Origin of the sequence: Psychrobacter sp. 4Dc (assembly GCF_002836715.1) — a bacterium.
GTDB lineage: Bacteria > Pseudomonadota > Gammaproteobacteria > Pseudomonadales > Moraxellaceae > Psychrobacter.
The window spans coordinates 1-13,058 of sequence record NZ_PJAT01000094.1 but is presented as its reverse complement, the minus strand read 5'-3'; the positions used below and the strand labels follow the sequence as shown (position 1 = coordinate 13,058).

12 protein-coding genes are annotated in these 13,058 nt (G+C 44.3%); 5 read left to right on the top strand and 7 right to left on the bottom strand.

Annotated features, from left to right (window positions below; genetic code table 11):
- The first annotated feature begins 60 nt into the window (after positions 1-60).
- The gene (gene ubiA / locus CXF61_RS07300) at positions 61-978 is read left to right on the top strand and encodes a 4-hydroxybenzoate octaprenyltransferase (protein WP_165597720.1); all 918 of its coding nucleotides are present in this window, start codon (positions 61-63) and stop codon (positions 976-978) included.
- A gap of 58 nt (positions 979-1,036) precedes the next feature.
- Positions 1,037-1,648, top strand: a complete 612-nt coding sequence (locus tag CXF61_RS07295) for a DUF4112 domain-containing protein (protein WP_227526625.1) — start codon at positions 1,037-1,039, stop codon at positions 1,646-1,648.
- A 150-nt stretch (positions 1,649-1,798) separates the two neighbouring features.
- Here CXF61_RS07295 and CXF61_RS07290 read toward each other — a convergent pair whose 3' ends face one another.
- The 6 genes from CXF61_RS07290 to ispZ all read right to left on the bottom strand — a co-directional run bounded on the left by CXF61_RS07290 (position 1,799) and on the right by ispZ (position 6,681).
- Positions 1,799-2,443, bottom strand: a complete 645-nt coding sequence (locus tag CXF61_RS07290; RefSeq protein WP_193834200.1) for a hypothetical protein — start codon at positions 2,441-2,443, stop codon at positions 1,799-1,801.
- 82 nt (positions 2,444-2,525) lie between these two features.
- Complete coding sequence (locus CXF61_RS07285) at positions 2,526-2,960, bottom strand: secondary thiamine-phosphate synthase enzyme YjbQ (RefSeq protein ID WP_165597718.1); 435 nt, start codon at positions 2,958-2,960, stop codon at positions 2,526-2,528.
- A 101-nt stretch (positions 2,961-3,061) separates the two neighbouring features.
- Entirely contained in the window at positions 3,062-5,128 is a 2,067-nt protein-coding gene (gene mnmC, locus CXF61_RS07280; RefSeq protein ID WP_165597717.1) for an FAD-dependent 5-carboxymethylaminomethyl-2-thiouridine(34) oxidoreductase MnmC1, read from the bottom strand.
- A gap of 124 nt (positions 5,129-5,252) precedes the next feature.
- On the bottom strand, positions 5,253-5,642 hold the full coding sequence (locus CXF61_RS07275) for an SH3 domain-containing protein (protein ID WP_102091916.1): 390 nt from the start codon (positions 5,640-5,642) through the stop codon (positions 5,253-5,255).
- Between the two features lie 56 nt (positions 5,643-5,698).
- Positions 5,699-6,025, bottom strand: coding sequence for a YciI family protein (locus CXF61_RS07270; RefSeq protein ID WP_102091917.1), 327 nt, complete (start codon positions 6,023-6,025; stop codon positions 5,699-5,701).
- A 104-nt stretch (positions 6,026-6,129) separates the two neighbouring features.
- Positions 6,130-6,681: a septation protein IspZ gene (ispZ, locus tag CXF61_RS07265; RefSeq protein WP_101205812.1), complete on the bottom strand. Its 552-nt coding sequence runs from the start codon at positions 6,679-6,681 to the stop codon at positions 6,130-6,132.
- Positions 6,682-6,972: 291 nt separating this feature from the next.
- Between ispZ and CXF61_RS07260 the strand changes: the two genes are divergently transcribed.
- Together CXF61_RS07260 and CXF61_RS07255 are read left to right on the top strand one after the other, a co-directional pair.
- Entirely contained in the window at positions 6,973-7,854 is an 882-nt protein-coding gene (locus tag CXF61_RS07260) for a PHP domain-containing protein (RefSeq protein WP_165597716.1), read from the top strand.
- Between the two features lie 293 nt (positions 7,855-8,147).
- Positions 8,148-9,605 carry a GGDEF domain-containing protein gene (locus CXF61_RS07255; RefSeq protein ID WP_165597715.1) on the top strand — a complete coding sequence of 486 codons (1,458 nt, stop codon included), beginning with the start codon at positions 8,148-8,150 and terminating at the stop codon, positions 9,603-9,605.
- A 105-nt stretch (positions 9,606-9,710) separates the two neighbouring features.
- Here the strand turns inward: CXF61_RS07255 and truD are convergent, their stop codons facing one another.
- Positions 9,711-11,036 (bottom strand): tRNA pseudouridine(13) synthase TruD, encoded by a 1,326-nt coding sequence (gene truD / locus CXF61_RS07250; RefSeq protein WP_165597714.1) that lies wholly within the window; start codon positions 11,034-11,036, stop codon positions 9,711-9,713.
- A 243-nt stretch (positions 11,037-11,279) separates the two neighbouring features.
- On the opposite strand from truD, the gene CXF61_RS07245 reads away from it, so the two are divergent.
- Positions 11,280-12,929, top strand: a complete 1,650-nt coding sequence (locus CXF61_RS07245; RefSeq protein WP_227526623.1) for an FAD-dependent oxidoreductase — start codon at positions 11,280-11,282, stop codon at positions 12,927-12,929.
- Positions 12,930-13,058 lie beyond the last annotated feature (129 nt).

Sequence of the window (13,058 nt, the reverse complement as noted above, 5' to 3'; positions counted from 1 at the left end):
TTCTGAGCGAAATATATAAGCGCACATAAAAAAGTATCCAATTAACGATAATAAAAAGCCATGACATTTAAAGACAAGCTACAAGCCTACATCCAGCTAACCCGTTTTGATAAGCCAGTCGGCATTGAGCTGCTCTTATGGCCAACGCTTTGGGGCGTACTACTCGCTGCAATGGGTCAAGCGCAGCAGCAAGGAATGACGGCAGCGTTGCCAAGTATCAAGGTGTTCGCGATATTTGCCCTTGGTGCAATATTTATGCGAGCGGCTGGTTGTGCGATTAATGACTTTGCGGATCGTAAAGTAGATGGTCATGTGACTCGCACTAAAGGTCGCCCATTAGCAGATGGACGCTTATCTGGTAAAGAAGCCGTCGCTGCATTTTTAGTACTGGTGCTGTTAAGTGCTAGTCTGCTATTTTTCCTACCTATAGCTGTGTTCTATTGGTCGCTTGGTGCTGTTGTATTGGCGTTTATTTATCCATTTATGAAACGCTATACGCACCTGCCGCAATTATTTTTAGCAGCTGCTTTTGGGTGGGCGATACCGATGTCTTATGTGGCGGTGCAAGGCGCTCCCGATATCTGGTGTTGGCTGCTATTCTTAGCTTATATGTGTTGGACAGTGGCCTATGATACCCAGTACGCTATGGCTGACCGCGAGGATGACTTAAAGATTGGCGTGAAATCAACAGCGATCTTATTCGGTCGTTATGACGTGATTATTATCTCGATATTACAGATGCTATTTTTGCTAATGATGGGCGTAGTTATGTGGCATTACTTTGCTCCGACCACATTAGGCGTAACGCCGGTATTTGGATTGGCGCTAGTTGCGATGATGTTTGCCAAACAAAACAGCGCTTGTGCCAGCCGCAATCCTTCGGCTTGCTTTCAGGCGTTCTTGGCCAATATCTGGGTAGGGCGCTATGTCTTTGCGCTCATCGCAGTTACTTGTATATGGACGACGCTAAATGGATAAGTTCGATAAATTGCCGAGGTTCAAATCAAAGAAACCGTCTGATACAACTGTGTCAGTTATGGACTATCAAGCTAAACTTGCCGAACATGGGCTGACTCGTGAGCAAGTTATCGCAACTGAGCGTAAACTGGCAAAATTTGCTAACACCATGGATTCGCTAGTGCGAGTGCCTTTTACCAAGCAAGGAATGGGTGCGGATGCGGCGCTTTCAACCATTCCACTAGCAGGAGATTTAGCAGGATTGGCATTGACCAGTTATGCATTTATATTAGGACGTCAGTTAGGTGTGCCCGCTCATAAAATGACGCCAGCGGTTAGATTGGCACTTATTGATATGGTCGTTGGTATCGTACCTGGCATTGGTACGCTATTAGATATTTTTATTCGTCCTAGCCGTAAGACACTGGGTATCGTGCACGAGCATCTACACCATGAGTATGGTATTACCGAAACCATGCATATGGATCGACCGTTTTTGCACCAGTCATTAGAAGACAAGCAGCAGCAAAGCCGCTTTGGGTTTTTTTGGCGTAATCCAATCGTTGCTTGGCTATATTTGCATATCCCTGATTTTCTTGGACTGATGGTCATTGTATTTGTCGGTTGGGGGCTGTGGACAGTGATAAGCTGGTTGGTCGGGATGTTTGGGCAATCGACTGGGTTTGGTTAAATACAATCACTCATCACTCATTAGACAGCTCAGTAGAGACAAGTCAGTACAGAGCAATACGCAGAAACGAAAAAGGCGGCAACGATAATAACGTTTGCCGCCTTTTTTATGGTTTTAAATAGAGTGTTGAGACAGAAAGCTGATTAGGTTTTATTCAGTGATGACTTCTGCTTCAGCACTGACGGCATCAAAGCTAGTCACTTTATTGTTTCGGATAAGGTCGATAGTACCGCCACCAGCATGACTGACTAGTTGGATACTACCGTCAGCTGATTGATAGGTAGGATTATTGCCTTGGCCTTCTGGTGCGCTCAATGTCATTTTTGGTTGATTGGGACGAGTAATGATAGCGTTAAGCATACCAGCTGCCGACGTCTCAAAGACCACCGACAAACTCTCACCTACTGCACTTTTATAACGGACATCAGTGATTTGTGCGCCTTTAATAGCTTGTTCTGGATTAGGTTTTTCAGCGCTATCATTTGCGGTGGACGTAGTATCACTCAGAGCTTTATTTAACTCTGTTAAGCTCATATCACGTTCTGAATCAGTATCGGTCTGCGCTACATTTTGAGCATCATCTGCATTGCTATTTTCAGATTCATCAACGTTGATATTGGTCGTTACTGGCGTGGTTTGCGTTGAGGTCTCAGCTGTAGTTGTATCAGTTGCTTCAGGTTCTGGATCTTTTTGACAAGCAGTCAGTAGCAACAGACTGAAGAAAATAGTAGCAGCCGTACGATAAAGCAGTTTGGATTGTCTTAAGTTTAGTTTTTTTGAGAGAGAAGTATTCATAATCAGCTTTATCCGTTAATGGCGCTCTACGTAGATGTAGCAATTGGCAAGGGTCAATCTGCTATTTATTGACAGTATATTATTACGTATTGACCGTAATCACCAGCTTACGCTGCCCACCATATTCTTGCAGGTTTCTATGCTCACATAAGTAAATACCTTGCCACATGCCCAGTCCTAACTCACCATCGACAAGCGGTATAGTCAAGCTTACTCCAAACATCATACTTTTGAGATGCGCTGGCAAGTCGTCTGAGCCTTCTAAGGTATGGCGATACTCTGGCTGATCTTCTGGTGCGATTTTATTGAGCCAATCCTCTGTATCTATTCTGACATCTGGATCAGCATTTTCATTGATTGCAAGACTGGCTGACGTATGCAGCAAAAACAGATGAACCAACCCTACCTTATCAGAATGAGGTAACAGCTGAGAAATAGCTTCTTCAACCTTCGGAGTAATGATATGAATGCCGCGTGCATAGGCGGGTAGAGTAAGGGTGGTTTGGTGATAGCTCATGGGGTATATCTCATTATTCGAGTCGACATCAAATTAAGATATCATAAGACAGTATGAACTATGGAAATCGTTGCTGTTATTTACACAAGAGCCATTTATTCTTAAACAAGCGGCGTCTGTAAACGTGTACGATTGGGTGATAAGCGTGCGAGCATCGTCTCTGACAGTGGTGCGAATGACCCTAGCATCATATCTGCTAATGCTTCAGCACAAATAGGTGCCAATGCATAACCTTTTGCGCCCATCGCACTCATTGTCCATATCCGCTGACTGTTTGCCAATTGTCCAACGATAGGGTGGTAATCAGGTGTTTGGGTGCGAATGCCAGCTCGGCCCTGCCATAGACTCGTATCTGCCGGAATGATAGATGCCATTTCAGGAATAGCATTGATGAGCTTGTCTCGGCTAATTTGATGCTCTTCCTCACGGATATCCGTGTCCGTATCATTACGTATAAAGCTTGCCCCTAGTAGAAACTGAGGGCTGTACTCTGTAACATCGTTTAATTGTCCGTCATCTGTTTGGGCAGTGAATGGCGCACAGTAACCACTATATTTAAGTGGTATTTTAGGCAGTTTTGCAAGTTGCTCAACCGTAGGCGTAAACCAAGACAGCTGCCCACGAATTTTACGGCAATCAAAAACACGCTGATCCAATTGATGACTTTCAAAAGCCGCACAAATGACGATATTACCAGCAGTCATAGTGACAGTATTACGGTTTCCATCGATACCTTCGATACGAACTTGCTGCTCAGTTTCGTTAATTTTATTCACTTCTAACTGCTGGAAGTGAATGAGCGGATGAGTCAGTATGATGTCTTTTAATGCTTGTGGATTGATCAGACCAGACTGAGGTAAGTACAAGTTCTCTGATAAATCTTGCTCTTTTAGGCCGCTAGTAATCTGTGCTTGCTCATGCGATAGGGTGGTCGCCATCTCGTCAGGATAGTCGGCAATTTTTTCTGTACCGATATTGGCTTTTATTAGTAAATCAAGTGCACCAGTCGGTTCAAGTACCGGTGCTGTATTAAGCTGTACGGCTGTTTGATTAAGCTCTTGATATAGCCTGCTGCTATGGAGATAACCGATGGTATGCAGATGCTCATCAACATGGTGAAGTGGCGTCATTTTGGGCGCAAGTAACGCTCTAGGATTGCCTGATGCACCCGTTAAGGGCGCTGATTTATCTAATAAGGTGACGGTAATACCACGATTGGCAAGCGACCAAGCTGTGAGCAACCCTGACACACCTGCACCAATAACGACAGTGTGACCGAATGTGCTATAAGTTGTTTGCTGCTTTGCCTCGTGGCTTTTATTATCACAACTTTTATTATCGCTAGTAAGGTCACTACTTTCTGCATTAGCCATAGTGGCCGTTAGCATTTCTCGCTTTCGACCAAAACCTCTGACTTTCTTAATTTGAAAGCCATGCTCTCTTAGTCCGCGCTTGACGATACCTGCACAGCTATAAGTAGCGGCAGTAGTATGAAGGCGTGATAGGCGCTGCATTTGTGCAAAGATACTATCAGCCCACAACGTACTATTGCAAGAAGGCGCAAAACCATCTAAAAACCAAGTATTAATATAAGGCGTATGCTGGTTAGAATGGTCTAATGCCAGTTTGCTTAGACTTTCTGCTGCATCACCAAGCCACATATCGACGGTTAAGTTATCATAAGAAAAACTTAAACGATGACAGCCTGCAACCAGGGGCGGATATGCAGCCAAAAGTGGCTCAATAAATGCCATTAGCTCCGGTGCGCGCTCACCCCATAAAGCAAGTATCTGCGTCAAATCCGCTAGCGGTATAGGGAACTTTTCAGTAGTAATAAAGTGCAGGCGAGCCGTTGCTAATTGCGGATTGGTTTCACGTAATTGTCGCCACAATTGCCACGTCGCTAGTAGATTAAGCCCAGTTCCGAAGCCTAGCTCAGCAATCGTAAAGCATTGCTTTGGTGCAAGGTGTGCTAAACGTTCTGATAACTGATTGTGCTCTAGAAACACGTGACGGGTCTCTGCCAAACCATCCGCATGAGAAAAATACACATCTCCAAACTCACCTGATACTGGCACCATATTGCCAGTATCATCCGTTTGCCAGTCAATCTTGGCAGGTGTGATAACGTTTAAGTGTTCAGGGTTTTGATGATTAGCGGTAGACATGAGGCACTTCTTAGAAATATCAGGAACGGTAGCTCAACGATCAGCAGTGACAGATCAATGATATCGACATTTGGTTAGACGCAGCGAAGTAGAGTAATGCAAGTCAGTGCGAGCACAGCATATGCTACCAGCGCTCACGACGGACAAATACTAACCACGAGACAAAAATACCGACTAATAGACTGATCAGAACGGTAAACGCACCGTATAGAAATAACTGTCCTTTACTTTCGTAGACCAAGACATTTACTTGAGTCTGCAAGTCGTTCACTTGACGCTGTAATTGTGCATTGCGGCTAAGTAATTCTTGATTGGCAGCTGACAATGCTTTAGTAGATGGTTGCAACTGTGCCGCCAAGGTATCATTGATATCTAGCGCTGAGTTTTTCGTTGGCAAAGCGCGCGCCGCTACTGGCCCAGTCAACGGCAGCACTGCTGTCGGATCGGTTGCATCGACAGCAGGTGTTATGGGCGCAGCAGGTGCAGCCTGCGCCGAAACGGCTGTCACTAACATGAGACCAATCAGGGCACTTTTGTAGCAACAGGCAGGTGAAAAAGAGACTCTCTGGATCACGATGCAGCTACTTGATCATTACTGTCAGTTGGTGCTGGCAATGCTTGAACAAATGGTTTGATATCGACATGACTATACACGCCATCACGTAAGTAAGGCTCATCGTTTGCCCATGCTTGAGCCGCTTCGATAGAGTCAAAATCTGCAATGATTAAGCTGCCAGACATATCACTTTTTCCATGCTCGATAGGCGTTGGACCTGCGATAACGAGGCGTCCCTCTTGGTGTAGCGCTTTTAAGCGTTCAATATGTTCAGTACGAGTGATCAGACGTTGTGCACTGCTATTAGCCACGTCATGACCAATGATGGCAAATAAAGACATGAGACTTCCTTAGTGAATAATAAAAAAGTAATGATGAGCTTATGTGGGCTTAGTATAAACGTCATAGCGACAATGTGATTGCTGCTATGACAAGGTAACAGAAATTATTTCGTGGCTTTGTCTGTTAGGGCAGGGTTGAGATGCTTTTTCAACACGGCAAATTGAGCTACGACAAACACCAGCATAATCGGAATCCAGCCATAGGTCTTAAAGTTGATCCATGCTTCATCTGACATTGTGAACGCTGTGATATAATGTAGTACAGCCATTAGGGCAAAAAACAGCGCCCAAGCAACGGTCAGCTTTTTCCAGCCGCTAAGCGTCAGGGTAAATACCTCTTTCATAGCAAGCTGCATCAATGGCTTATTAATAGCGGCACTGACGAATAGCGTCAATGCAAAAATACCATTGATAATAGGCGACTTCCAGCGCAAATAAATATCATCACGCAGCAGTAATGTGCCGCCGCAGAATAAAATCGTTAATAATAAGACAACCCATTGCTGCTTATCAAACTTACCTTTTTGACGAATAAAATGAATGGCGTAAACGATAATAGTGGCGACGAGCAAAGCCCCTGCCGCTGCTAAAATACCGTTATAACGCGCCGCGATAAAAAAGGCAATTAAGGGAATAAAGTCTAATAATGCTTTCATAGCAAAGGGTATGTCCAACAAAAACGTATGGGGTAGTTTACACGTCTACCGCACCAAAAAAAAGCAATCAACACGATAATCATGCGATATACGCGACCTACAGAGTAATACTTTCTTATTGCGGCTGATGACCATGTCACTGGCCAAATATAAACACAAATACAGCACCGATAACTGCTAAATCTACAGAATCAGCAAGACAAATCACAATACTCATAATCGTAACAATGACTGTCTGCTCACTAGCTTTTATTCTACTTCTATTTTATTTAATACTTTAAGGCTCAGCTTATGAAAATTGACTTACATTGCCACAGTACTTGTTCAGATGGTACCTACGCACCGACCGAGGTTATACAGCGTGCCCATGCAGCGGGCATCAACGTATTGGCATTGACTGACCATGACACGCTGGCAGGAATTGACGAGGCGAGAGACGCTGCCAGTGCCTGCGATATGCAGATTATTAATGGCGTTGAAATCAGCTGTGAGCATACATTAAGCGGTGGTTACGGAAAGAATAAATCCACTAATAAAATTATTCACGTACTTGGATTGGACTTTACTGATCGCGAAAAAATGCACGCAACGCTGCAGCAACTACAGGACAGTCGAGCCACTCGTGGTCAGCGTATCGCTGAAAAATTGAGTGAATTATTAGATATTAATTATGATGAGCTATGGCAAGCAGTGCTCGATAAAGCAGGCGGTAACCCTCAAGCAGTCGGGCGCGCCCATATTGGACAGGTATTGTTTGAGCGCGGTGAAGTCAAAACCGTTCAAAAAGCCTTTGATAAGTACCTAGCAGATAACAAACCTGCTTATGTAGCAATCGAGGCATTGACGATGCAGCATGGTATCGAGCTGATTCACGCTTGCGGCGGCAAAGCGGTGCTCGCACATCCCACGCGATATCAACTATCAGCGACACGCGTGCGTAAACTGATTGAAGAGTTTGCGCAGCTTGGCGGCGATGCTTGTGAGCTACCAGCCACTAGTGAGCCGATTAGTACCCGCAGAATGGTCGACCGTAGCCTTGCTGAGCATGGTCTTGCGGCATCTATCGGTAGTGATTTTCACGGTAGCAACATGCCTTGGCGACGTTTGGGCGATGTTCCTACTTTAAATGATGATCAGCAAGGGGTTTGGGAATCTTTTGCAACGCTTGCTTAGTGAGTAAGATTGAACTTTTTACAGTTACTTCTAATAAGGTTACTTCCAATAGCGACAGGGCCTTATTTATCATGATCAATAAGGCTAAAAATGGGTAAGTAAACAAAATTGCATTCATAGAGAAATTATTGGGAAATAAATGCGTAAAATAGATTGATAATAAGACCAGAACTTGTAACACTTGATGTGGAAATTTCAGAGCGAACAATATGCTTTGGCTTTGATTTTAGCACTTATCTATTCAACGCATTTATACTTTTTAATGTATTTATACTCTCTGCGGTAACCCTTCTATGGCTGTATCGATATCCCATCTAGGTTACAACAAAATCTCTCAAATGATTTTTGAGTGGCAGGCTGCTGACCGAACATCGCTGATGGCCTTATTTATCGTGTTAGAAGTGTCATTGCATTGGTTCTGGTGCTTGTATGTCTGGTGGCAGCAAGATGCATTAAACACCTATGTAAATATACATTATCTATATCCATTATGGCTTGGGATTAGCTTTGTTGGACTGTTTTTTTTGTCCATGGTAAAAGGCTTATTTCATTCAAGCAATGACAACGACATTGTCTTAAGCCGATGGCAGATAGCTTTGGTTTTGGTTTACACCGCCTACATTTCTACTGTTATTGTGATGATAGGGTATAGCAGTCTGTTTGCAGGCGTATCGCTCGTCGGCGGCGCTATGCTTGGCATGATGCTGATTAAGCGCCGCTATGCTTGGCGTATGTTTTGGCTGCATATTATCTTGATGCTATTAGCGATTATGTCACCTTACTTTGGTATCAGTCTGCCTAATTTACGCCAGTTGACCGTCATTCACCCCATGCTTGAGAGTCATAACTATCTAACTTACAACGAGATCATGGCTGCTGAAAATGCGGTGGCTGCGTTAGCTTTTGAAAACAACGTCTTAAATTGGGATAGTATCAGCGAGCTACAGCGATCATCCGCATTTTTTTGGCGGTCGACGCACTTATATTTAGCGCTGCCGAAAGCAATTTTTATAGTCTATATGTTCCGTGCCTTACTGTTGGTATTAGATGATAGTCGATTTGAGACCTTACGACATGCAAATCAGGACGAGCTTACTCAGCTTAAAAATCGTCGCTACGGTCTGAAAAAGATGAAGTATGCCTTGGCTACTGTGCGAGAATATCAAGACTTAAGCGTCATGCTGTTAGATTTGGACTGGTTCAAACAGATTAACGATAATTATGGACACGATGTAGGTGATCAGGTTCTGATTGAAATCTCACAGACACTATCGCAATCATTGACAGATAAGACAATCATCAGTCGCTACGGCGGCGAAGAGTTTTTAATTGTACTACCAGATACGAAGCACGATAGTGCTATGATGATAGCTGAGCAATTACGGCTAAATATTGCTGAGCATGTCATGAAGATTGAAGGTCTGGCTGACTTTAATGTGACAGCAAGCTTTGGGTTATATACTTTAACTCATGAAGAGCGAGATTGTATCGCGCAAGGCTACAAAACGATCACACAGCAAAAGACCGTTGCTCGAACGTCACCTCTTATCAAGCCAATTGCTACTCAGCGCGCGGAAAACCAAATAGCCTCAATGCAAAAGTTGCCTAGTGATATCTGTCAGCGTCTGATTAGTACCGCGGATAAGGCCTTATATGAAGCCAAGCACCGTGGTCGCAATCAAGTTGTCAGTGCAAATGAAATGTGGGCTAAAAAAGAAGGCGGGAAGCAATCGCTTTATAAGAGCCGCTAGCCATTAATTTATTAACGATCAGCCATGCCACTAAGACTGTGTAAGTATTATCGGTATGGCTGATATTCTATTGATTGGTCCAATTGAGGCTTCGATTTAATCCAATCAAGACTCTAATTCCTGCACTAAACTTGCGAGCACACTTGTGGCAAAGCTACCCGTAGTCAAAGTAAAGTTTAATACCAGCGTCTGATCGTCCGACCATTCCCAGCTTAACGCCTCAATCGGTAGACGTAGCGCTCGTCTTTGCGCCTTAATATCGCGCTGCTCTAATCCAGTTGCCAGTTGCATGAGTAGGGGGCTGTGTTGTACTACCTCGGTCTCTAAATCTGCAGCGCTACCGGTGACTTTATCGTTACCCGTGCCCCATAGCACGGCAGTTGGATGAATATCGCCACTGTCAAGACGAGCATGCAACGTATCATCTAGTGTCTCACTAGTGAATATTGATCCTGAACCATCCAAATTAAACACTTCACCTGCTAGGCCAGTGTTCCAGCTACCATCACGTACTCGCGCTGCCAATATCTCATTAAATATCAAGCTACGTGCAGCAGACAATTCCATCGTATTTTGCTCGCGCGGGGCACGCTTACGTTTGCTCTTTTTTGGTTGTGGGCGCGGCTCTCGCGGCGGACGAGCAAACAGTGATAAAGCTTCTCTGACGTTGTTACCCTGACGACCAAAACGCTGTGGACCAAAATAATTGGGTACACCATTTTCACCAATGCGCGTTAAGTGCTGCTCGACGGCCTCTTTTGCAGATAGTAGTTGCTCGGGTGATGCGTTACTTCCGTCATCAACATTTTCGTCACTAGCGCTCGCAAACTGGATATCACGTAAAGTAATAACAAACTGATTGGCACGGTGCGTACCGCGATTGAGTTTTTTATTGTGCCAGTGCTGCGCAAGGATAGTGACAGTCTCATTTTCGCCAATGTCCACTGGTGCAAACTCAGTAGGTGGTAATTGTTTTTTTGGTATGCGAAGGCTAAACCACTGAGTCGTCAACGCGTGACGGTCTTTCAACCCTGAGTAGCCGACGTCACGCAATGGAATGTCTGCCCACTCTGACAGTAGTTTCGCCAGATAAGCAGTATTTATGCCTGATTTTTCGATATGCAACCATAAATGCTCACCTTCACCAGTGAAGTCTAACGGCAATAGCTCATTAACGATAAAGTCAGTCGTATTGGCTTTATAAGTCGCTTGCTGTATTGGCTGTAAACTTGGCTGTGGCAAATTTGCAGTGTCTGTAATAGCGGCGATATCAATATGTGCTAGGTCAATTTGCTCACTAGCTGTTTGGTCATTAGCTTTTTGTTCATTGCCATTTTGGGCAACAGCTGTTGAATCAAGAGTAGCAGCTTGGCTATCTAAACTATCTTGAGAAGTAGTAGTGATTTGGTTTTGGTTGTCTTGAGAAGTCATAAGGTCGTCTTTTATTTTGTTTATTAATAATGATTAGAAGTAAAAAGAGTGCAGAAAGCAAAGTCGCATAATTACGTTTTGCAACGCAGCGAACATACAAAAAAACATCGTGTGCGCGGCGCGCTTGCTACTATCAATGCATAGCATATTAAAAATAATAGGATAAGTTGAATTTGTCTGGTTGGTTACGGTCATTTTCAACCTGCTGTCATTAGACATCATTATAACTGTTAAGGAAGCATTATGACCGACGCAACGATCAACACAGTCACCATTAGTAAAGCGGATATCCCAAGCGGTGGCATGAAATCATATAAGCAAGAAGACGATAGTATCATTTTAATCACTCGCGATGACGATGAGTTCCGTGCATTCGATGGCAAATGCCCACATGCGGGTGCAGACTTAGGTAATGGATTACGCTGTGGTAATCGGGTAGTTTGTCCTTGGCATCATGCGACTTTTGATAGTCGCGATGGCTCACTATTAGAGCCGATAGCGACAAAAGGTTTGACCCAGTATGAGCTGACTTATGATGGTGATAATTTGACAGTCGATACCTCAACTCAGGTAACGGGGCAGGTCAAAAATGACAAATTAACTGACACCCATACTATTATCGTTGGTGGTGGCGGTGCAGGATTTATGACGGCCGACCAGTTGCGTCAGGGTGGCTATGGCGGCAAGATTACGTTGATTAGTAAAGATGATAAAGCTCCTTACAACCGACCTTTATTATCCAAAGCGTTTTTGGCAGGCAAGATGGACGAGAATAAGCTGCTCTTGGGCGGTGCTGACTGGGCGGATAACAACAATGTTGAGTTACGCCTTAACCAAACGGTTAGCGAAGTGCTACCCAATGAAGCGACCGTCGTTATAGAGGATAATGATGGCAACAGCGAACGACAAACTGCAGACTTCTTGGTTGTCGCCACTGGCGCTAAACCAAACTTACCACCTATTACAGGTGCTGAGATGGATGGCGTATACACGCTACGTAGCATGAGTGATGCCAAATTAATTAAAGCAGCCAGTCATGACCAGCGTGTGGTGATTATCGGTACAGGTTTTATCGGTATGGAGACCGCTTCGGCATTAGCGCAAGCCGGCACGACAGCTTCTATTACAGTGATTGGGCAAGGTAGCCGTGTGATGAGCAATATTGTCTCTGAAACGGTGAGTAACGCTTTAATTAAGTTGCATGAAGAGAAGGGCGTCAATTTTGTGTTTGATGCAACCGTCAATGAAATTACTAAGGTTGACCGTCAAGTGGACAATGATGGAGATAACAATAACCAGGCTTTCTCAAATGTAGGCGGTATCACTCTAGCGAGTGGTGAACACATTGATGCTGATATCGTGATATTGGGTACTGGCGTGTCTCCACGTACAGAGATATTGCGTGAAGTTAACGATCCAGATGGTGTACAAGTCGATGCGCATCTACAGCTGCGCGATGGCGTCTATGCGCTGGGTGATATTGCAAAAGCTAGCAACCAAATGGGTCGCATGCGTATCGAGCATTGGCGCGTGGCGCTGCAGCATGGCATGGTCACAGCAACTAAAATCCTAAATGATGACAGTATTGATTCATTAGAGGCGCGTATTCCGTTCTTTTGGACCATGCAATATGGCAAGAGCCTACGCTATAGCGGTCATGCCGAGACACCAGATCACAATATCCTATTTGGTACGCCAGATACGCATGATTATATCGAATACTACTTCGATGAGGAAGGCGAGGATACACGGGCTAGTGCAGCAAGTACGCTTGGACGTGATAAAGAGTTGGTTGCCTTCTCCGAGCTATTACGCTGTGGTCATGCACCGACACGCGCTCAGCTCAATGCAGGGTTTGATATTATTGAGCAAGCGCATGCATTATCGCGCTAGTACTATAGCCTGATAAGTATTAGTATCTGGGGCATGTCATCAATTAGAACATGAATACATTTAGTGGTCTTAAAATGGCTAAATTTTGCTAAACATCGTCAGAAATCTTGCAAATATGTTCATATTAAC